This window comes from Kitasatospora sp. CB01950, from assembly GCF_001905465.1.
Taxonomy (GTDB): domain Bacteria; phylum Actinomycetota; class Actinomycetes; order Streptomycetales; family Streptomycetaceae; genus Kitasatospora.
This window is the reverse complement of sequence record NZ_LISX01000002.1, coordinates 340,114-359,588: the sequence shown is the minus strand read 5'-3', so window position 1 is coordinate 359,588 and position 19,475 is coordinate 340,114. Positions and strand designations below refer to the sequence as shown.

General features: G+C 74.0%; 17 protein-coding genes and 1 pseudogene. 8 read left to right on the top strand and 10 right to left on the bottom strand.

What is annotated here, in order from left to right; all coding sequences use genetic code 11:
- The first annotated feature begins 242 nt into the window (after positions 1–242).
- Both AMK19_RS06375 and AMK19_RS06370 read left to right on the top strand, forming a co-directional pair.
- A complete protein-coding gene (locus tag AMK19_RS06375; protein ID WP_073808812.1) occupies positions 243–1,286 on the top strand; it encodes a S66 family peptidase in 1,044 nt (347 codons plus the stop codon).
- A 216-nt stretch (positions 1,287–1,502) separates the two neighbouring features.
- Positions 1,503–3,857 (top strand): hypothetical protein, encoded by a 2,355-nt coding sequence (locus tag AMK19_RS06370; protein WP_143200071.1) that lies wholly within the window; start codon positions 1,503–1,505, stop codon positions 3,855–3,857.
- A 7-nt stretch (positions 3,858–3,864) separates the two neighbouring features.
- On the opposite strand, the gene AMK19_RS06365 is transcribed toward AMK19_RS06370, so the two are convergent.
- Positions 3,865–4,245 carry an Imm1 family immunity protein gene (locus AMK19_RS06365; protein ID WP_073809583.1) on the bottom strand — a complete coding sequence of 127 codons (381 nt, stop codon included), beginning with the start codon at positions 4,243–4,245 and terminating at the stop codon, positions 3,865–3,867.
- Positions 4,246–4,342: 97 nt separating this feature from the next.
- Between AMK19_RS06365 and AMK19_RS06360 the strand changes: the two genes are divergently transcribed.
- Complete coding sequence (locus AMK19_RS06360; RefSeq protein ID WP_073808809.1) at positions 4,343–5,017, top strand: hypothetical protein; 675 nt, start codon at positions 4,343–4,345, stop codon at positions 5,015–5,017.
- Between the two features lie 10 nt (positions 5,018–5,027).
- On the opposite strand, the gene AMK19_RS06355 is transcribed toward AMK19_RS06360, so the two are convergent.
- Positions 5,028–5,435: a carboxymuconolactone decarboxylase family protein gene (locus AMK19_RS06355; protein ID WP_073808807.1), complete on the bottom strand. Its 408-nt coding sequence runs from the start codon at positions 5,433–5,435 to the stop codon at positions 5,028–5,030.
- A 415-nt stretch (positions 5,436–5,850) separates the two neighbouring features.
- On the opposite strand from AMK19_RS06355, the gene AMK19_RS06350 reads away from it, so the two are divergent.
- Together AMK19_RS06350 and AMK19_RS06345 are read left to right on the top strand one after the other, a co-directional pair.
- Positions 5,851–7,488, top strand: coding sequence for an ABC-F family ATP-binding cassette domain-containing protein (locus tag AMK19_RS06350; protein WP_073808806.1), 1,638 nt, complete (start codon positions 5,851–5,853; stop codon positions 7,486–7,488).
- 370 nt (positions 7,489–7,858) lie between these two features.
- Positions 7,859–8,032, top strand: a pseudogene (locus tag AMK19_RS06345) (ATP-binding cassette domain-containing protein); the annotation flags it as partial.
- 43 nt (positions 8,033–8,075) lie between these two features.
- Here the strand turns inward: AMK19_RS06345 and fabG are convergent.
- From fabG to AMK19_RS06330, 3 genes are all read right to left on the bottom strand, one after another.
- Positions 8,076–8,834 (bottom strand): 3-oxoacyl-ACP reductase FabG, encoded by a 759-nt coding sequence (gene fabG / locus AMK19_RS06340; protein ID WP_073808804.1) that lies wholly within the window; start codon positions 8,832–8,834, stop codon positions 8,076–8,078.
- Positions 8,835–8,895: 61 nt separating this feature from the next.
- On the bottom strand, positions 8,896–10,083 hold the full coding sequence (locus tag AMK19_RS06335) for a thiolase family protein (RefSeq protein ID WP_073808802.1): 1,188 nt from the start codon (positions 10,081–10,083) through the stop codon (positions 8,896–8,898).
- A 73-nt stretch (positions 10,084–10,156) separates the two neighbouring features.
- Entirely contained in the window at positions 10,157–11,305 is a 1,149-nt protein-coding gene (locus tag AMK19_RS06330; RefSeq protein WP_073808801.1) for an acyl-CoA dehydrogenase family protein, read from the bottom strand.
- 151 nt (positions 11,306–11,456) lie between these two features.
- Between AMK19_RS06330 and AMK19_RS06325 the strand changes: the two genes are divergently transcribed.
- The 3 genes from AMK19_RS06325 to AMK19_RS06315 all read left to right on the top strand — a co-directional run bounded on the left by AMK19_RS06325 (position 11,457) and on the right by AMK19_RS06315 (position 13,566).
- The gene (locus tag AMK19_RS06325; protein WP_073808799.1) at positions 11,457–12,095 is read left to right on the top strand and encodes a TetR/AcrR family transcriptional regulator; all 639 of its coding nucleotides are present in this window, start codon (positions 11,457–11,459) and stop codon (positions 12,093–12,095) included.
- A 55-nt stretch (positions 12,096–12,150) separates the two neighbouring features.
- Positions 12,151–12,882, top strand: coding sequence for a hypothetical protein (locus AMK19_RS06320; RefSeq protein WP_241844274.1), 732 nt, complete (start codon positions 12,151–12,153; stop codon positions 12,880–12,882).
- Between the two features lie 177 nt (positions 12,883–13,059).
- Complete coding sequence (locus AMK19_RS06315; protein ID WP_073808798.1) at positions 13,060–13,566, top strand: DUF3592 domain-containing protein; 507 nt, start codon at positions 13,060–13,062, stop codon at positions 13,564–13,566.
- Between the two features lie 88 nt (positions 13,567–13,654).
- On the opposite strand, the gene AMK19_RS06310 is transcribed toward AMK19_RS06315, so the two are convergent.
- The 5 genes from AMK19_RS06310 to egtA form a co-directional block, all read right to left on the bottom strand.
- Entirely contained in the window at positions 13,655–14,869 is a 1,215-nt protein-coding gene (locus AMK19_RS06310) for an aminoglycoside phosphotransferase family protein (protein ID WP_198953228.1), read from the bottom strand.
- 72 nt (positions 14,870–14,941) lie between these two features.
- On the bottom strand, positions 14,942–15,931 hold the full coding sequence (gene egtD, locus AMK19_RS06305) for an L-histidine N(alpha)-methyltransferase (RefSeq protein WP_073808796.1): 990 nt from the start codon (positions 15,929–15,931) through the stop codon (positions 14,942–14,944).
- Positions 15,928–16,704, bottom strand: coding sequence for an ergothioneine biosynthesis protein EgtC (gene egtC / locus AMK19_RS06300; RefSeq protein ID WP_073808795.1), 777 nt, complete (start codon positions 16,702–16,704; stop codon positions 15,928–15,930). Before egtC ends, egtD begins: the two co-directional genes overlap by 4 nt.
- Entirely contained in the window at positions 16,704–18,032 is a 1,329-nt protein-coding gene (gene egtB, locus AMK19_RS06295) for an ergothioneine biosynthesis protein EgtB (protein ID WP_083646531.1), read from the bottom strand. The genes egtC and egtB overlap by 1 nt, the downstream gene beginning before the upstream one ends.
- On the bottom strand, positions 18,026–19,300 hold the full coding sequence (gene egtA / locus AMK19_RS06290; protein WP_241844273.1) for an ergothioneine biosynthesis glutamate--cysteine ligase EgtA: 1,275 nt from the start codon (positions 19,298–19,300) through the stop codon (positions 18,026–18,028). Before egtA ends, egtB begins: the two co-directional genes overlap by 7 nt.
- Positions 19,301–19,475 lie beyond the last annotated feature (175 nt).

Here is a 19,475-nt window from a genome sequence, read left to right as displayed (position 1 = left end):
CGGGCGGACGCGCTCCGTCATCGGTCGGTGGGCAGATCATGTCAGCACGAGATCCACCGCCACCAGGGCGACAACCAGCCAGTAGCACCGTCTCTCGCAGAGGGAACGCAGGTCACAGGCCTGATATATGACGAACCGTCGGATGCGAGGGCCGGCGAGCCTCCTGGCGCACGGGCCCTGCACGGCGGGCCGTCGCCGGAAATCGCTCGTGGGCGACGGAAGGCGCTGGCTAGCATCGCGCCATGTCAGACCGACTCACCTACCCGCCCAAGGCCCGCCCCGGCGACCGGGTCGCCGTGCTCTCGCCGTCCTTCGCCGGACCGGCGCTGTTCCCGCTGCCGTACGAGCTCGGACTGCGTCGCCTCTGCGAGGACTTCGGACTGGAACCCGTCGAGTACCCGACCACCCGCAAGCTCGAAGCGAGCCCCCAGGAGCGGGCCGCCGACCTGCATGCGGCGTTCACCGACCCGACCGTCAAGGCCGTGCTGGCCACCCTCGGCGGCGAGGACCAGATCACTGTGATCCCTTACCTGGACGGCGAGTTGATCCGGGCCCACGCCAAGCCGTTCTTCGGGTTCAGCGACAACACCAACCTGCTGGACTTCCTCTGGCGGCACGGCGTGGTCTCCTACCACGGCGGCGCGATCATGACCGAGTTCGGCCGACCCGGCGCCATCCACCCGCTCACCGAGGCCTCGCTGCGCGCCGCCCTGTTCGAAGGCGGCGCGTACGAGCTGCGCGAGGCCGAGGACGTCAGCACCGAACTCGGCCGCTGGGAGGACCCGGCCACCTTCGAACGGATGCCCGCGAGCGAACCCGCCACCGGCGCGTACTGGCACCGCAGCGACCGGGTCGTCGAGGGCGTCAGCTGGGGCGGCAACCTGGAGATCGCGCACTGGATGGCCGCCGCCGACCGGCTGCTGCCCGTCGAGGCGTACGCCGGGTGCGTGCTGGTGCTGGAGACCTCCGAGGAGATGCCGTCCGGCACCGAGGTGTACCGGATGCTGCGCAACCTCGGCGAACGCGGACTGCTCCGCCAGTTCCCGGCCGTGCTGTTCGGCCGCGCCATGGCCTGGTCCTTCGAGCAGCCCCTCGACGCCGAACAGCGCGCCCGGTACCGCGCCGAACAGCGCGCCGCCGCCCTGCGCGCCCTGAACGCCTACGCGCCCGACACCATGGCCGTGTTCGACGTCGACCTCGGCCACACCGAGCCCCAGCAGGTCGTCCCGTACGGCGGCCTGATCCGGGTCGACGGACCGGCCCGCCGCATCACCGTCACCTACTGACCACCTACTGACGCACCGTGAGCCGCCCCGACGGCACCCGCCCGGCGCCCTCGCCGACCAGCGGGCGCCGCCGCGGGCCGCGCCACCCACCCTGGCCCGCCCACCCGCCGACCACGTATCGTGGCCGGGATCGGAACGTGGCGCCCGGGCGCCACGGTGAACGGGCACGACGTCGCGAAGGCGGCGGACGGGGGCGGTGACCTGACGGTGGCTGATGTGGCATCGACGACCGGGGACGGACCGGCGGCGGCCGACCTGGAGGAGACCTTCACGCTGCCGACCCAACCCCCCGGCCCCCAACAGGGCGCCCGACCGGGCTCCGAACAGCCGCCCGCCAACGACCCGTTCGCGACCTCCGTCAACCTACGGGTCAACCCGACACCCCCCGACCTCACCCCCGGCCGCAACCGGACCGCCCCGCCCACCCCGACCCCGGTCGGCGGCACACCCGTCCCGCCGCCGCCCACCGCGCCCCCCGCGACGGTCACCACCGGCTGGACCGGCATGATCCCGGTGATCACCGCCGACACCCCGCCACCCGGCGCCCCCGCACCGGCTCCGGCACCGGGCCCGGCACCCGCGCACGCGCCCGCCTCCGCCTCGACCCCCGCCCCGGCCCGCGGCATCGGCCGCGGACTGCGCGGACGCATCCTGGTCGTCGAGGGCGGCTACGGCGGCGGCCGCCGCTGGGGCCGCGGCGGCACCGGACACGCCTCCGTGCTGTCCGCCGCACTGGCCGGCGTCGCCCCGCAGATCCTGCTCTCCGCCGACCAGGTCGACGCCGTCCACCTCCCCGGCGCCAACGACCCGCAGACCGTCCTCGCCCACCTGCGCGCCGCCGCCCGCCACCCCGGCCCGCTGCTGATCCACCTCGGCGGCCACCTGGTCACCGACCGACGCGGCGACCAGATGTACCTGTCGCTGCGCGAGAACAAGGCGTCCGAAAGCCTCCCCTGGACCGCCCTCGCCACCGAACTGCGCCACCGCGGAACCGAGTTCGACACCCTGGTGATCGGCGACCTGAGCGCCGACCCGGTGCTCTGGCCGCACCTCGTCGCCGCCGCCGGACAGCAGCTCAGCGAAGGCGTGCCGCTCTGGGCCGTCGTCAACCACGACCCCGACCAGCTCGGCACCTTCACCCGCGCCCTCATCGAGACCCTGCACCGCGGCCGCCCCGGCGCCGACCAGCTGCTCACCCCCGAACTCGTCCGCCAGCAGGTCCACTCCGTGCTGCGCCCCGACACCGTGGTGATCACCGCGCACCCCGGCGACCGGCCCTGGTTCCGCAACACCGCCCGGCAGGTCGCCCCGGCCGAACCCGCCGCCGGCCGGCCCGCCGCGCCCCCCGTCCCGCCCAACACCCCTCCCGCTGCGCCCACTTCACGCCCCGCCGAGCCGGCCCGGCCCCGGCTCGCCCCCGGCTGGACGCCACGCGTCCTGGTCTCGCTGCGCAAGGCCGGCGTCCCCGCGACACCCGCCCGCCGTCGCATGATCGTCTCGCTGGAGCGGGGCGTGCCGATGGTCCCGGTGGACACCCGGCTGGTCGACCTCGGCAAGGCCACCGGCGCGCCCGCCGCGCCTGTTGCGCCTGTTGCGCCTGAGCCTGCTGTGCCCAAGCCTGCTGTGCCTGCTGCGAACGCTGTGCCTGCTGCGCCTGCTGCGCCTGCCGCGCCGGAGGCCGCTGTGGCCGCCGTGCCTGGCGCGTCCGAGCCCGCCGTCCGCCTCGGCAAGGACCTGCCCGATCCGGCTGCGCCGCGGGTCGAACTCGCCAAGCCGGGGCCGGAGTCGGTGGATCCGCGCGTCGTGACCTTCCTCAAGGGCGACGCCTTGCCCACCGTGTCCGAACCGGACGCCGCCCTGCCCTGGTTCGACCCGCTGGCCGCGACGGTTCCGCTGAGCGGGAGCGCGCCGGCCGCCGCCCTGCCGCTGCCCGACCCCGGGGCGACGACCCCGACCGTGCCGCTCGACAAGCCCCAACCGACCGTCCAGCACGACCCGTTGGCGTCGACCGTGGCACTGGACAAGCCGCGACCGGCCGTTCAGCACGACCCGGCGGCGGCCACGGTGCCGCTGGAGAAGAAGGCCGCACCCGCCGCACCCGCCGCAGCGGCCGAACAGGCCCCGCCGACCGACTACTTGGCGGCCATCGGCCCGATCGTCCAGGCCGCCGAGGCCGGTGACCACGACACCGCGGCGGCGCTCGCCCTCGCCCTGGAGGAGCGGGCGGTCACGGCGCACGGCCAACTCGCCCCGGTCGTGCTCCAGGTCCGGCAGGTCCGCGCGCACGTCTCCCGGGTGGCCGGACTGCCAGTGCTGGCAGCCGAGTTGTACCGTCAGGTGGCCAACGCGCTGCTGCAGACCGAGGGTCCCGAGCATCCCGAGACCCAGCGGGCCGCCACCAACGCCGAGGCTTGCTGGCGCGCTGTCAAGGACCCGGTCGAGGCGATCCGCATCGCGCCCGAGATCATAGAGCTCCGCGCCCACCTGCCCGGCCCCGAGAGCCGCAAGCTCCGGGCCTCCGAGCGCTACCTCCAGCAGCTCGTCAGCGCCAAGGCAGCGGCGATGAGGTGACGGATCGTCAGCGATCGATCGACCAGGGCGTGCCCGGCGGCGGCGCGCCGTGGTCGAGCAGGTGCCGGACGAGGAGCAGCGCCCGGTCGAGCGGGACGGTGTCCTCGTCCGGGTACTCGTCCTGCTGGCCGTTGGCGAGCAGGTAGCCGTCGCTCCAGCCTTCCGCGCCCGGATCGACGGCGTGCTCGCCCGGGTCGCCGGGGCCGTCCAGCAGCATCACCATCGCCCGCGCGCCGTTTGAGACCACCGCCAACTGCCGTCCGTGCGAGCTGTGCAGCCAGTTCTCCGTCCGGCCGTCGGCGATCTGCCGCCGCAATTCGACGACGGCGTCCGCCGGTTGCGCGGAAACGTCGGTGAACTGCCAGTGTTCGCCGGGGTGTTCGATCATGTTGGCGCGTTCCTTCCGGTGTGGGTCGGGGTGGGAACCGATCGGGTGGGGCGTCCGTCCCATCGCCGGAATCGTCAACGCCCTTGAGGGGGACATCATGGTCCGTCGCCGTCTCGTCGCCGCTGCTCTGGTCCTCGGTGCGATCTCGCTGGTGAGCGGCTGCGGTTCGGTTGCCCCGACCGGCGGCGGGATCTCCGTGGAGGCCGCGCCGTCCGGCGGTGCAGGCGCAGGCGCAGGCGCAGGCGCGGTCGCGGACGCGGACGCCGCCCCGCCGTCGGACGGGAGCACTCCGGGTGCCTGGCAGCCGGCGAACGGCGCCGCGTCGGCGCTCGGCGATCTGGGGTACGGCGCGTTCCGGGACGTCTACGGGTCGGTGTACGTGGACGCCGGTCACAACCGGGTGGTCCTTTACGCCACCGACACCGGCCGCGCCACGAGCATGATCGCGGCGGCGCGGGAGGCCCACCCCGACACCGCCGGGGTGAACGTCGAGATCGTCGCCTGTGCGTACACCGCGAGGGCGATGTCCGAGGCCTCCGGGAAGATCATGTCGGCCCAGCAGGCCGAGCCGTTCTCCTATCCGGTCTACTCCTCCGGGAACGGCCCGGAGGGCAACGGCGTGCTCGTCACCACCTCGGCGGCGGGCGCCGCGTCGCCGGAGTTCGCGCGGGAGCTCCAGCGGGTGGCGGGATCCGTCCCGGTGCGGGTGAGCGTCGGCGAGCCGGTGGCCGACGCGGACGCGATCCGGCCGGTGCCGAGCACGTCCGGCTGACCCGGCGCGCTCAGCCGTCGTGAACGGGCAGCAGGCCGCGCTCGGCGAAGACCCGCTTCGCGGCCAGCGTGGCGTTGATCGCCCGAGGGAACCCGCAGTACGCGGCGGCGTGCAGCAGCGCCTCCACGATCTGCTGGGGCGTCAGTCCCACGTTCAGCGAGGCGTTGACGTGGACCTCGACCTCGGGCTCGCACCCGCCGAGCGCGGTCAGCATGCCGAGGGTCACCAACTGCCGGTCGCGCGGCGGCAGCGCCGGACGGGAGTAGATCTCGGCGAACCCCCAGGCGGCGATCTGGTGCGCGAGTTCGGGGGAGACGTCCGCCAGCGCCGCCACCACCCGCTCGCCCGCCTCGCCGTCGATCCCGGCCAGTACCTGCATGCCCCGCTCGAAGCGCTCGCGGCGGTCGTCCGTGGTCATCTGCGCTCCCTGGGTGGGGGATTCGTGGGCTGTCAGGCCACGGTAGACACCGGAGCGTGGCCGTGCCGTCCGGCCGCGCCGCCGGGGCCCCCGGCCGGCCCAGCGTGTCGCGGCCCCGGAAACAAATGGCGCGACCTGCGGCGGAGGGAGCCGCTACACTCGCCGCGACACCGTTGGTACGCGATGCGCGGGTTGCGCGGGTTGCGCGAGTTGCGCGCGTCGGGTGAGCAGAGGGACAGAGACGTGGCGGGTGACGACGACATCTCCGGGTGAGATCCGGATCTGACGGCCACCGGGCCGGTGCACAGGAGCGCCGCCGGAGTGGTCCGTTTCGTCGTCCCCATTTTTCCCGCCCGCCTGTTCTCCAGGGCAGTGGCCTCTCCCTGCCCTCCAGCACCATCGAGGTCCCTTCACCATGTCCGACGCCGCTGTCGTCTGCTCCAACCTGTCCTTCTCCTGGCCGGACGACACCCTGGTCTTCCACGACCTGTCGTTCACCGTGCCCACCGGCCGCACCGGCCTGGTCGCCCCGAACGGCTCCGGCAAGTCCACCCTGCTCCGGCTGATCGCCGGTGAACTCAAGCCCACCGCAGGCTCGGTGACGGTCTCCGGCACCCTCGGACACCTGCCGCAGACGCTGCCGCTCACCGGAAAGCTCACCGTCGCCGACGTGCTCGGCATCGCCGACGTCATCCGCGCCCTGGACGCGGTCGAGTCCGGAGACGTCGCCGAGGAGCACTTCGCCACCATCGGCGACGACTGGGACGTCGAGGAGCGCACCCGCGCCCAACTCGACCGCCTCGGCCTCGGCCACCTCGCCCTCGACCGCCACCTGGACACCCTCAGCGGCGGCCAGGTCATCTCCCTCGGCCTCGCGGCCCAACTGCTGCGCCGCCCCGACGTGCTACTGCTCGACGAGCCCACCAACAACCTCGACCTGGCAGCCCGCCACCGCCTGTACGACGTGCTGTCCGAGTTCAACGGCTGCCTGCTGCTGGTCAGCCACGACCGCGCGCTGCTCGACCGCATGGAGCGGATCGCCGAACTCGGCGACGGCGAACTGCACCTGTACGGCGGCGACTTCACCTCCTACGAGGAGGCCGTCCGGGCCGAACGGGAGGTCGCCGAACGCAACGTCCGCAACGCCGAACAGACCCTGAAGCGCGAGAAGCGCGAGGCCCAGCAGGCCCGCGAACGCGCCGATCGGCGGGCCGGCAACGCCGCGAAGAACTTGAAGAACGCCGGCCTGCCGAAGATCTTCGCCGGAAACATGAAGCGCGGCGCGCAGGAGGCCGCCGGCCGCTCCGGGCAGGTGCACGCCGCCCGCGTCGACGAAGCCAGGGCCCGCCTCGACGAAGCCGGGTGGGCCGTGCGTGAAGAACAGCGCCTCAGCCTCGAACTGCCCGACACCCGCGTTCCCGCCGGCCGCACCCTGTTCCACGGCACCGGTCTGCAGGCACGGCTCGACGGCCACGAGGTGTTCGCCCCCGGCGGCGTCGACCTGATGGTCCGCGGCCCCGAACGGATCGCACTGACCGGCCCCAACGGCGCCGGGAAGACCACCCTGATGCGGCTGATCACCGGCGCTCTCACCCCCGACAGCGGCGAACTGCGGCGCGGCGAAGGCCGGATCGCCTACCTGTCGCAGCGCCTCGACCTGCTGGACGAGAGCCGCACGGTCGCGGAGAACTTCGCCGCGTTCGCCCCCGAACGCCCGGAGGCCGACCGGATGAACCTGCTCGCCCGCTTCCTGTTCCGCGGGCGGCGTGCGCACCTCCCCGTCGGCGTCCTCTCCGGCGGCGAACGCCTCCGCGCCACCCTCGCCTGCGTCCTGTGCGCCGAACCCGCCCCGCACCTGCTGCTGCTCGACGAGCCCACCAACAACCTCGACCTCGTCGGCGTCGCCCAACTGGAGAGCGCCCTCAACGCCTACTGCGGCGCGTTCCTGGTCGTCAGCCACGACGAACGCTTCCTCACCGAGATCGGAGTCGACCGCCGACTGCTCCTCTCCGACGGCGTCCTCACGGAGACCTCGGCGGCCCCGGCGCTCTGACACGCCGTCCGAAGCTTCCGCAACCCGCCCTGCCCGCCGGCCACTTGGGCCGCACCGGCCGGAGGGGCCGGGCGGGCCGGCGGCAGCTCCGCACCACGACGGCGGTTGCCGCCGGCCGAGTTCGGCGGGTCCGCGTGGGGCCGTGCCGGAGCCCGGCCATACGTCACCTTGGCCTGCCCGCTGACGGGTCGGCCCGCCCGCGTTGGCATGCCCGGCGGACCGTCCGCCCGGATCGCAGGGGAAGTCCTGGTGCCCCGACCCGCCCTGTCCGTCGATCTCTTGACCCGCAAGCGCGGGTGGTGCGCGGCCCGGCCTGCCGCCCGCCCGTCCGCCCGGCTTGCCGCCGTCCCGACCGCACCGGAGGTTCCTCATGTCCCAACCCGCCCTGCTCGCCCACGAGGTGGTGCGCGTCCTCGGCGGCCGTCGGATTCTCGACGGGCTGTCGCTGACCGTCGCGCCCGGGCGGCGGCTCGGGCTGATCGGTGAGAACGGCTCCGGGAAGTCCACGCTGCTGCGGGTGCTGGCCGGAGTGGACGAGCCCGACCGCCACGAGCCCGACCCCGGGCCGGTCGAAGCGCACAACCGGCCTAGCGTGCACCGCCGTTGACGTACAGCGTCTGCCCGCTGACGTACGACGCTTCCTCGCTCGCCAGGAACGCCACCACCGAGGCGACCTCCTCCGGCAGACCCACCCGCCGCAGCGGGGTGCGCTGCGCGACCTCCGCCTGGTGCGACTCCGGCGTCGCCCCGACCCGCTCGGCCGTCGCCGCCGTCATCGACGTCGCGATGTAACCCGGCGCCACCGCGTTCACGTTCACGTTGAACGGGCCCAGCTCGATCGCCAACGTCGCCGTCAGGCCCTGGATGCCGGCCTTCGCCGCCGCGTAGTTCGCCTGCCCGCGGTTGCCCAGCGCGGACCGCGAACTCAGCGACACGATCTTGCCGTGCTTCTGCGCCACGAAGTACCGCTGTGCCACGTGCGAACAGTTGTAGGCGCTGGTCAGGTTGACCGACAGCACCATGTCCCAGTCGCTCTTCGGCATCTTGAAGAACAGGTTGTCGCGGGTGATCCCGGCGTTGTTCACCAGGATGTGCACCCCGCCCAACTCCTCGACCACGGACGCGAACACGGCCTCCACCGCCTCGTAGTCCGCCACGTCGCAGCCGAAGGCGCGCGCGGTGCCGCCCGCCGCGACGATCTCCTTGACGGTGCTCTCCGCCCGCTCCGCCGTCAGGTCGACCACGGCCACCGCCGCGCCCTCCTCGGCCAACCGCCGCGCCGTCGCCGCCCCGATGCCCTGCGCGGCGCCCGTGACCACCGCTACCTTGCCGTCGAACCTGCCCACAGCCACACCTTTCCGATGCATCATCAACACATTGATTGATCTCAATTCGAACTGCTTGAGATCAATCGCGCTCGACCAGTACCGCGGAGCCCTGTCCGACGCCCACGCACATCGTCGCCAGGCCGCGCCGGGTGCCGGTGCGGCGCATCCGGTGCAGCAGCGTGGTGAGGATTCGGGCGCCCGAGCAGCCCAGCGGGTGGCCCAGGGCGATCGCCCCGCCGGAGGGGTTCACCAGCTCCGGGTCGATGCCCAACTCGCCGACGGACGCCAGCGCCTGGGCCGCGAACGCCTCGTTGAACTCGGCGGTCTCCACGTCCTGCAGCTTCCAGCCGCCGCGTTCCAGCACCCGCCGGGTCGCCGGCACCGGACCGATGCCCATCACGTCCGGGTGCACGCCCATCGACGCGCCCGCCACGTACCGGCCCAGCGGCTCCAACCCCAGCTCCGCCAACGCCCGTTCGCTGCACAGCAGCAGCGCCGCCGCGCCGTCGTTCATCGGCGAGGCGTTGCCCGCGGTGACGCTGCCGCCCGCCCGGAACACCGGCTTCAGCGCGGCCAGCTTCGCCGCCGTGGTGTCCGGACGGATCGACTCGTCGCGCTCCACCAGCACCCCGTCCGGGCGCTCCACCGCCAGCAGTTCGGCGTCGAAATGGCCCGACTCCCGTGCCTCGGCGGCCAGTCGATGGCTGCGCAGGGCGAACGCGTCCTGCGCCTCCCGGGAGACGCCGTACCGCGCCGCGACTTCCTCCGCGGTCTCGCCCATCGACAGCACGCCGTGCAGCTCGCGCATCCGCGGGTTGGTCAGCCGCCAGCCCAGCCGGGTGTCGAAGGTCTCCATCCGGTGCGGCAGCGCCTCGTCGGGGCGGGGCAGCACGAACGGGGCGCGGCTCATCGACTCGCAGCCGCCCGCCACCACCACGTCCGCCTCGCCGGAGCCGATCGCCCGGGCCGCTGTGGTGACGGCCTCCATGCCGGACGCGCACAGCCGGTTGAGGGTCACGCCCGGCACCGAGTCGGGCAGCCCGGCCAGCAGCACCGCCATCCGGGCCAGGTTGCGGTTGTCCTCGCCGGCCTGGTTGGCGGCGCCCCAGTACACGTCGTCAATCCGCGCCGGGTCCAACCCCGGCACCTGGTCGAGCAGTCCACGCAGCACCGCCGCCGACAGGTCGTCGGGCCGGACGGTGGACAGCGCGCCGCGCAGCTTCCCGATCGGGGTGCGGCGGGCGGCGGCGATGAAGACCGGAAGCACTTCGTCGAGCTCCTGTTCAGTGATGGTGCCCAGTGATGGTTCCCAAGACCCGTCGCCTCGTGGGCGGACGGCGTCAGAAGGCGTTGACCCCGGTCAGGGAACGCCCGATGAGCAGCTTGTGGATCTGGCTGGTGCCCTCGTACAGCGTCATCACGCGGGCGTCGCGCAGATACTTGCCGACCGGGTACTCGTCGATGAAGCCGTACCCACCGAACACCTGCAGCGCGTTGTTCGCCGACCGCACCGCCGCCTCGCTCGCGAACAGCTTCGCCACCGAGGACTCGGTGGCGAACGGCAGCCCGCGGTCGATCAGGTCGGCCACCCGCCAGGTCAGCAGCCGGGCCGCGTCCACGTCCACCGCGATGTCCGCCAGCAGCTCCTGCACCAACTGGTGCTGCGCGATGGGCTTCCCGAACTGCTCGCGCTCGCCGGCGTACCGCACCGCCGCCTCCAGCGCGGCCCGGGCGATGCCGACGCAGCCCGCCGCCACCGACATCCGGCCCTTGGCGAGCGCCGCCATCGCCACCGTGAAGCCCTTGCCCTCCGCGCCGAGCCGCGCCGAGTCCGGCACCCGCACGGAATCGAAGGACAACTCGGCCGTGGCCTGGCCGCGCAGGCCCAACTTGCCGTGAACGAGCGTGCGGGAGAAGCCGGGCGTGTCGGTGGGCACCAGGAAAGCGCTTACCCCCCGGTGTCCGGGCTCACCCGTCCGGGCGAACACCAGCGCCACATCCGCCCACGTCCCGTTGGTGATGAACATCTTCGCGCCCGAGATCAGCCAGTCCCCGCCGTCCCGCACCGCCCGGGTGGTCAGGTTCGCCGCGTCCGAACCCGTACCGGGCTCGGTCAGCGCGAAACACGCCAACGCCTCGCCCGCACACAGCCGCGGCAGCCAGTGCCGCTTCTGCTCCTCCGTGCCGAACGCGTGGATCGACTTGCCGACCAGCCCCAGCGAGACCGACACCACCCCGCGCACCGAGGAGTCGCCGCGCCCGAGCTCCTCCAGCACCAGGCAGTACGCCAGGTGGTCACCGCCGCTGCCGCCGTACTCCTCCGGCAGGGTCAGGCCCAGGAAACCCAGGTCGCCGAGCTTCTTCACGATGCCCAGGTCGATCGACTCCGCCCGGTCCCACTCGGCGGCGAACGGCACGATCTCCCGATCGGCGAACCCCGCCGCCAACTCCCGGACGGCGGCCTGCTCCTCGGTCAGCTCCAAGTCCACGCGACGGCCCCTCGACACTCGGACGACTCGAATAAACTAGCGGTGCAAGTTTTACGGCGACTGTAGCCCGCCCCCGCCCCGCACGGAAGAGGCCGCCTGAGACAATGAGCCGCCCGCACCACCCACCGGCCCACGACCCCAGGAGGCGGAGATCGCCCGACCCCGCACCCCCCTGCTCAACCGGGACCGGATCGTCACCGCCGCACTCGCCCTGGTCGACACCGAGGGCCTGCCCGCCCTCTCCACCCGCCGCCTGGCCGCCGAACTCTCCGTCAGCGGACCGTCCCTCTACAACCACTTCGCCACCAAGGACGAACTCCTGGACGCCGTGGTCGACAGTGTGATGGGCGAGGTCGACCTCGCCATGTTCGACGCGCCGGACGACTGGCGCACCGCCCTGCACGACTGGGCCCGCTCCTACCGCGCCGCCCTCGTCGCCCACCCCCACCTCGTCCCCGTCCTCGCCCAGGGCCCCGGCCGACGCCCCCACGCGCTGCGCCTGGCCGACGCCGTCTTCGGCTGCCTGGTCGCCGCCGGCTGGCCCCGCGGCCAGGCCACCCGGATCGGCGCCCTGATGCGCTACTTCATCACCGGCTCCGCCCTCGGCTCCTTCGCCGCCGGCTTCCCCGAGGACGCCGCCCTCTACACCGCCGACTACCCCCACCTCGGCGACGCCCACCGCCTCGCCGAACACCGCCGCACCATCGACCAAGGCGCGTTCGACACCGGCCTCGAAGCCCTCCTCGACGGCCTCGAACTCCGCTACCGCCAGCTGCGCCGGGAAGACTGACCGGCCCGCGCAAAAACCCGTTCGCGCACCGCAACACCCGTGCTGTACTTGCCCGATGAGCGACAACGACGGCCGGATGCGGCTGCGCCTGACCAGCCACCGGGTCGGCGACGAGGGGCACCGGCTCAACCGGGTGCTGAGCAGCGGCCCCATGCTCCGCAACACCTTCCTCCACCCGCCCAGGGTGCACGTCGGGTACCTGTTCGCCCCTCGCGCCGACCTGCTCCGCCTCGGTGCACTCTTCCGGATCGCCGCCGCCGGCCCGCACACCGCCGTGCACGTCCCGGCCCCACCGAGCACCCCGCCGGACGCTGCGCCGCGGCTCTCCGACGGCTCCGACAGCCCGGCGCTGCCCCTGCTGATCGCCCGCGAGGACACCGGCCTGCGCCCCTCCGACTGGCCCGCCCTCCGCCGACGCATGCACCGCACCGCCACCCCCCTCACGGCGACCGCCCCCGCACCGCGCCCCCACGAACGCCCCGAGGACGTCCACCGCCGCTGCGCCAACCGCCCCGCCCGGTTCACCGAGCACGCCGGCACGGTGGTCGTCACCGCCCGCGCCGAACTCCTCTTCTGGATCGGCGACCTGCTCACCGCCGCCGGCCGGGCCGTCGCCACGGACCGGGAGATCCACCGCCGCGGCGAGTCCTACTTCGCCGACCTGGTCGGCCTCTTCGAGCCGCGCTACACCGAACACCCGATGCACGCGCTCTGCGTCGTCGCCGTCGACCCGATCTTCCACAAGTCCCGCTGGCACAAGCACCGCAGGCCCGCCACCGCCCGCTGATCCGGCACCACCGCCATCGCGCGCCGACCCGCCACCGTCACCGCCCTGGTCCGCGACGACCGCGCGCTGCGGGCCGACCGGGCCGGCATCACGGTCCTGACCAGCCGAAATACGGGCTGGTGGCCGCGTGTTCGGCTGCCCTATGATGCGGCGCACCGCACGGCACAAGGGGGGCCCATGAACGACGCCGGACAGACTTTCGGCACTTTCGGCACCATATTCGGCATCGTCTTCGCACTGATCGGCCTGCTGTTCGCCGTCCTCGGCGCGGGCGTCGTCGTGATCGTCCTCAAGCGCGCCACCCGCCGCAGGCGCGTCCGCACCTCCGGGCTCGTCGCCGAGGCCGAGGTGCTGGGCGCCCAACTCACCAGGGACGCGGCAGGCGTCCGCGCCCCCCGCAACGCCGTCCTCGGCTTCCGCACCGCCGACGGCCAGGACGTCCGCATCCGCGACACCTCCGGCAACCCCCGGTTCGTGGGCGACCACGTCACCGTCCGCTACCTGCCCGCCCACCCGCGCGAGGCGCTGCCCACCGACGCGGTGGACAGCCCCGGCCGCCGCATCGTGATCGGCCTCGCCGTCGCGTTCTTCACGGTATTCGCGCTGACCGGCCTGGGCTTCGCCGCCGTGGGCGTCGGCTTCGCCGTCGTCGCCCAGCACGTGCCGACCGACGACCAGCCCTGACGCCCCGCCGGCGGCCGCCGCGCGCATCGCCGCGCGCGGCGGCCGGCGGCGTCCGGGCACACCGCCGACCCGCGTACCGCCAACTCGCCTACTGCACCGGCACCTTGCGCAGCGCGTGGCGTAGCGAGGCGACCGGGTCGCCCTCGTGGTACGGGCGCTCGCTGGGCTCGATGCCGTCCAGGAACTCCTGGTAGCGCACCGCGTAGTGGAGGTGCATCAGCGTGGCGGCCGGGGCCAGCGCGCGCAGCGGGTCGCTGCCCGGGACGAGGGCCTGCCAGGCGGCGGCCCAGCGGGCCCGGACGGTGGCGGCGCGCTCGGGGGAGAGGAACGGGTCGGGACGCAGGCCGTCCAGGGCCGGGTGGCTCCAGACCGCGTCGGAGAAGTCCAGCAGCACCCCGCGCTCACCGTCCCAGCGCCAGTTGCCCGGGTGGCAGTCGCCGTGCACCAGCGTCAACGGCAGCCCGCAGTCAGCGAGTTCGTCCACCAGCGCGGGAAGCAGCTCGCCCAGCGCGACGGCCTGCTCCTGCTCCTCGGCGGTCAGCTCGGGCCGCAGCCGTTCCAGCAGCGCCGGGTACAGCGCCGCCAGCGCCGCCGGCGAACGGTCCGCCAATCCGCCCGGCCCGTCCGCGGCGACGGCCGCCTGCACGGCCGCCCAGCGGTCGACGACGCCCAGCATGCCGTCCTCCGGCAGCCCCCAGCAGTCCACGCCCGGCACGTCGTCCAGCAGCATCCGCCGCCCGTCCGAGGCCAGCACCTGCGGCACCAGCTCCGGATCGGCCTTCGCCACCCGGGCGATCACCTCGGCCTCGGCCACCGCGAACGGCGGGGTGCTCTTCAGCCAGGCCGTGCCCGCGCCGGTCGGGAACCTGGTCAGCGCCGACAGGTTCCAGCTGCGCACCTGCTCCGCCGGGCCGGTGCGCGGCCGCCCCAGCGCCGCCAACTCGTCGTCCGCCCACGCCCATTCCGCCCGAAGGCCGTCCGCCGACGCCCACGCCAGCCGCAACGGGTGCCCGTCCAGGGCGGCGCCCGGTGCGACGTCCGGCGCCTCGGCCAGCGGCCGGGTCGGGCGCTCCAGGGCCTGCGCCAGGTACACCACGTCGCCGTCGCTGCCGGTCTCGCCGCCGTCGACGGAGAGCATCCGCAGCAGCGCCACCGGTGCCCCCGCGGCCTCCGACGCGGCCCGCACCACCTCCGCGATCTGTGCCCAGTAAGGCGAGGGGGGCGTGAAAGGGCCCACCGCGCCGAGGAGTTCGCCCTGCCATGCGATCAGGACGGTTGCCGTCCGCTGTTCAGTGTTCTGCACCCCGGCATTGTGCGGGCGCGAAGGCCCGCCCGCCAGCGAATTTCCGCCGGCGGGCGGGCCGGGGTGCACGGATCAGTCCGAGGCGTCCGACATCGGGCGGGACAGCGACAGCCCGAACCGGTCCTCCCGGTCGGTCCACCAATCGCTCAACCGGAGCCCGGCGGCGAACAGTTCACGCTCCACCCGCTCCCGGCGGAACTTCGCCGACACCTCCGTGTACAGCTCCTCGCCCTCCTCGAAATTGACCGCGAGGCCCAGCTCCCCGACCTTCACGCTCTGCGCCCGCAGCGAACGCAGCCGCATCTCGATCCACTCCTGCTCCGGATCCCAGAGCGCGACGTGCGCGAACTGCGCGGGGTCGAAGTCCGCGTCCAGCTCCCGGTTCAGCACCGACAGCAGGTTCCGGTTGAACGCCGCCGTCACCCCCGCCGCGTCGTCGTACGCGGCGACCAGCACCGCCGGGTCCTTCACCAGGTCCGTTCCCAGCAACAGGGCGTCACCGGGCAGCAGTTGGTCCCGCAGGCCGGACAGGAACGCCGCCCGCTCGGCCGGCACCAGGTTGCCCAGCGTGCCGCCGAGGAACACCACCAGCCGGGGGCCGCCGCCCTCCTCCGGCAGGACCGGGCCGGTGGTGAAGTCCGACAGCACCGCCGAGACCTCCAGGCCCGGGTATTCGGCGATCAGCGCCTTCGCCGCCGACTCCAGCGCGCTCTCGCTGACGTCGACCGGCACGTACCGCTCCAGCGTGCCGTGCGCGCGCAGCGCGTCCAGCAGCAGCCGGGTCTTCTCCGAGGAGCCCGAGCCGAGTTCGACCAGGGTGCGGGCCCCGGTCGCGGCCGCGATCTCCCCGGCCCGGGCGGTCAGGATCTCCCGCTCGGCCCGGGTCGGGTAGTACTCGGGCAGCCGGGTGATCTCCTCGAACAGCTCGGAGCCCCGGGCGTCGTAGAACCACTTCGGCGGCAGCCGTTTCGGCTGCCCGGTCAGACCGGAGCGGGCGTCCGCGCGCAGCGCGTGGTGCAGGTGGTCGGCGGGCAGCAGCCGGGTCAGCCGGTATCCGGTCACAGCGGGGCGTCCTCTCGGGTGCGCGGCCCGATCGGGGCCAGCGGGGTGAGCGCGCTGCCGGCCGCATCGGCCACCAGCAGGGTACGGTCGGGGACTTCGGACCAGCCCGGCCCGTCGTCGAACGGCTCGGAGGCCACCAGCAGCGAACCGTCCGCGTCGCGCCGATGGAACAGCGTGTCGCCCCACGCGGTCGCCACCACGCAACGCCCGTCGGTGGCCAGCAGGTTGATCCGCGAATCGGCCAACTCGGACGCGGCCAGGCAGACTTCGGCGAGGGCCTTGCCCAACTCGACGCCCGCGCGCAGCCGGTTCAGCACCACCGCCCACAGCAGTGCCGAATCGGTGCGCGCCTCCAGCTCCAACAGCTCACTGGTGGGAACGAGTTCGGCCAGCGGCTCGAAGGCGCCCGGCCAGCCCGGCAGGATGCCGTTGTGGCTGAACAGCCAGCGCCCGGCCGCGAACGGCGCCGCCGCCTGCGGGCCCGGCGCACAGCCCGGCGTCGCCGAGCGGACGGCGCCCAGGACGGCGTGCGAGCGCACCACCCGGGCCAGGTCGGCCAGGTCGCCGTCCGCCCAGATCGGCCCCTCCCGCCGGTAGCGGGCCGGCCGCTCGTCGCCCTCGGCGTACCAGCCCACCCCGTAGCCGTCCACGTTGACCGTGCCGTGCCGCTGCAGACGCGGCGCCCAGGACTGCCGCAGCGGGCCGAACGGCGGATCCAGCAGCACCGAGCGCAACGCCACCGACCGTCCCAGATAAGCGAAGTGACGGCACATCAGGCACCGGCCTCGCCCTCGGCGTCGCGGGCGGTGCGGAAGCCGGAGAAGATCTGCCGCCGGATCGGGTAGTCCCAGTTGCGGAACGTGCCCCGGCAGGCGACCGGCGCGACCGCGAACGAGCCGCCGCGCAGCACCTTGTACTCGGGCCCGAAGAACACCTCCGAGTACTCCCGGTACGGCCACGCCCGGAAGCCCGGGTAGGCGGTGAGGTCGGAGGACGTCCACTCCCACACGTCACCGATCAACTGCCGTGCCCCGTAAGGCGATTCGCCCTCAGGGTAGGCACCGACCGGGGCCGGGCGCAGGTGCCGCTGGCCGAGGTTGGCGTGCTCCGGGCCGGGCGGGCCGTCGCCCCACGGGAAGCGCCGGGAGCGGCCGGTCGCCGGGTCGTGCCGGGCCGCCTTCTCCCACTCCGCCTCGGTCGGCAGCCGTCGCCCCGCCCACCGGGCGTACGCGTCCGCCTCGTACCAACTGACGTGCAGCACCGGCTCGTTCGGCGGAACCGGTTCGACGTGGCCGAAGCGGCGGCGCAGCCACTGCCCGCCCTCCTGGGTCCAGAACAGCGGCGCCGTCAGGTCGGCGTCCATCCGGTGCCGCCAGCCGGCCGGCGTCCACCAGCGCGGCTCGCGGTAACCGCCGTCGGCGATGAACGCCTGATAGGCGGCGTTGGAGACCGGCGCGGTGTCCAGCCGGAACGCCGGCAGATCCACCCGGTGGGCGGGGCGCTCGTTGTCCAGCGCCCACGGCTCGGTGTCGGTTCCCATGGTGAACGGCCCGGCCGGGACGAGCACTTCGGGCGCGAGAGTGCCCTCGGCGGCGGGCGGGGGAGGGGCGTCCAGCACCGCCGGCCCCTTGCGCAGCTGGTGGGTGATCAGCATCGTCTCGTCGTGCTGCTGCTCGTGCTGGGCGATCATCCCGAACGCGAACCCGGCGTCCAGCAGCGGTGCGCCCTCCAGCGGCGAGGCGGCCAGCAGGTCCAGCACCCGCCCGCGCACCTCGTGCGCGTACGCGCGGGCCTCGGCCGGCGGCAGCAGCGGCAGGCTGGGGCGCTCGGCACGCGGGTGCTCGAACGCGTCGTAGAGCGGGTCGATCTCCGGGTGCATCGGGTCGCGGCCGCCGACGTTGCGCAGCAGCCACAGCTCCTCCTGGTTGCCGATGTGCGCCAGGTCCCACACCAGCGGCGACATCAACGGCGAGTGCTGGGCGGCGAGTTCGGCGTCGTCCACGGCTCCGGTCAGCAGCCCGGTGCGCTCCCGGGCGGCCAGCAGCTCGGCGGCGATCAGCTCGCGCAGCACGGCGGGGTCGGTGCGGTCGGCGTTCAGCACGGGGCGTCCTCCTGCAACGCGGGCGCGGCGCCGGTGCGCAGCGCGGCCAACTGGTCGTCGGCGGGGCAGCGGCCCCGGGCCGGGTAGCGTTCGGCGAACTCCAGCAGGGCGGGCCGGAGCCTGCCGTCGCGGCGGGCGAGGGCCCGTTCGGCGGCGGAGAAGCAGGCCAGCGCGGCCCGGCGCAGTTCGGCGTCCGCCATGCCGAGCGCGGCGGCGCGCCGCCACAGGCCCGAGCGGGGCGCGCGGGTGCCCGCGTGACCGAGGCGCTCCAGCGCGTCCCGGGCCTCCCCGGCGGCGATCGGGTCGTCCATCAGCGCGGAGACCAGCGCCAGCGGCACCCGCCAGCCCTCGCCCGGCTGGGCGTCCATCATCCGCAGCTCCAGGTGGCCGCGCGGGCGGACCGGCGGGAACAGCGTGGTGCGGTGGTAGTCGAGGTCAGCCAGCGCGGCGCCGCGCTCGCCGCCGCCGCGCAGCCAGTCGCGGAACGTCAGCCCGGCGGGCGCGTCCCACGGCAGGCCCTCCGGGCGGCGCACGCACAGCACCGTCGCGTCCAGCACGTAGTGGGTCCACGCCTCGCGCGGGTCGCCCTGCGGCGGCGGGGCGAGCGTGCGGGTGGGGTCCATCCGGGACCAGACCAGCTGCCGGGTCGACTTCCAGCCGGTCGGACGGCCTTCCAGCAGCGGCGAGTTGGCGAACGCGCCGACCAGCACCGGCCCCAGCAGGTGCGCCAGCTGCCAGCGGTCGCGGAACGTCGCTTCGGTGCCCGCGTCCACGCAGACCTGCACCGAGGCGGTGCCCGTCATCATGATCCGGCCCCACGGGCCGCCGCGGCCGAAGTGGCGTTCCATCGCCCGGTAGCGCGGGTGGGAGGCCTGCATCCGGCGCTCCCGGTCCAGCGGATCGGTGCCGCTGCCGGTCAGCCGCAGGCCCTCGGCGGCCAGCGCCGCCCGCAGTACCGCCTGGTCGGCGCTCAGACCCTCCGCGCAGGCGGCCGGGTCGGCGGCGGGCGGGGAGCTCAGCTCGACCTGTCCGCCGGGTTCGTACGTCAGCCGCGACCCGGCCGGGAACACCGGGCCGTCGGCCGACCCGGGCAGCGCCGCCAACGCGGCCGCCACCCGGGCGGGATCCACCGGGGCGGTCGGACATCGCCCGTCATGGACGAACCACTCCGCCTCCACCCCGACCAGCGCCGGCGGCCCGATCTTGAAGCAGATGGCACCCAGGTGCCGTTCCGCCGACGCCTCGGACAACTCCGTCGGCGGGGTCACGCTCAGTGTCGAATCGGCCGGTCGATCGGCCTGCTGTGGACGTAAAGATGTCACCGGACTCACCATCCCTCGGTACGCGACTAGGGCCCGGTTGTTCCTGCTCAGTCTGCCCCCGGGCAAACCTTGACGCCGCCCGGCCCGCAGCAGCGCAGGTCAAGTGGGTGATAGCGGCCCG

Bases quoted from the DNA above. Each gene is read 5' to 3' on its own strand.
- AMK19_RS06375 (WP_073808812.1), top strand. From the start codon at position 243: ATGTCAGACCGACTCACCTACCCGCCCAAGGCCCGCCCCGGCGACCGG.
- AMK19_RS06365 (WP_073809583.1), bottom strand. From the start codon at position 4,245: ATGATCGAACACCCCGGCGAACACTGGCAGTTCACCGACGTTTCCGCG.
- AMK19_RS06360 (WP_073808809.1), top strand. From the start codon at position 4,343: ATGGTCCGTCGCCGTCTCGTCGCCGCTGCTCTGGTCCTCGGTGCGATC.
- AMK19_RS06355 (WP_073808807.1), bottom strand. From the start codon at position 5,435: ATGACCACGGACGACCGCCGCGAGCGCTTCGAGCGGGGCATGCAGGTA.
- AMK19_RS06350 (WP_073808806.1), top strand. From the start codon at position 5,851: ATGTCCGACGCCGCTGTCGTCTGCTCCAACCTGTCCTTCTCCTGGCCG.
- AMK19_RS06320 (WP_241844274.1), top strand. From the start codon at position 12,151: ATGAGCGACAACGACGGCCGGATGCGGCTGCGCCTGACCAGCCACCGG.
- AMK19_RS06315 (WP_073808798.1), top strand. From the start codon at position 13,060: ATGAACGACGCCGGACAGACTTTCGGCACTTTCGGCACCATATTCGGC.
- egtC (WP_073808795.1), bottom strand. From the start codon at position 16,704: ATGTGCCGTCACTTCGCTTATCTGGGACGGTCGGTGGCGTTGCGCTCG.